This is a genomic window from Dactylosporangium aurantiacum (assembly GCF_000716715.1).
Classification (GTDB): domain Bacteria; phylum Actinomycetota; class Actinomycetes; order Mycobacteriales; family Micromonosporaceae; genus Dactylosporangium; species Dactylosporangium aurantiacum.
Map to the genome: position 1 here is coordinate 1 of NZ_JNYJ01000164.1, position 386 is coordinate 386.

The window sequence follows — 386 nt, forward strand, 5'->3', positions numbered from 1 at the left end:
TTGCACACCGCACCACCGCACCACAGCGCCACCGCGTGACCGTTCGCCAGAGGCTTCCCGCCGGGCCCCCCGCCCGGCGGGGAGGCGCGCGCCCCCCCCCCCCCCAGGACGGGAACCCATGCCGCAGCCGCGCCCGCACTCCGCCCCCGGCCCCGACGGCTACCGGGTACGGTCCGCGCCCTACGCGCTGGCCCGCGCCACCGTCCTCGCCCACCCGGCCCAGCATCCCGCCGCGGCCGCATTCCGGGACCTGCTGACCCGCCTCCACCGGCTCGACACCGAACTGGCCCTGACCGCCGCACCGCTCTGCGACGACCTCTACGCCGCCCGCGACTCCCATCCCGCCGACTTCCACCGCGACACCGTCCTGCCCCTGCGCCGGGCCC

General features: G+C 78.8%; 1 protein-coding gene. It reads left to right on the top strand.

The window, feature by feature from the left end:
• Positions 1-118 precede the first annotated feature (118 nt).
• The coding region (locus tag OP18_RS50770) for a hypothetical protein (RefSeq protein WP_033368054.1) at positions 119-386 on the top strand (268 nt) is incomplete at its 3' end.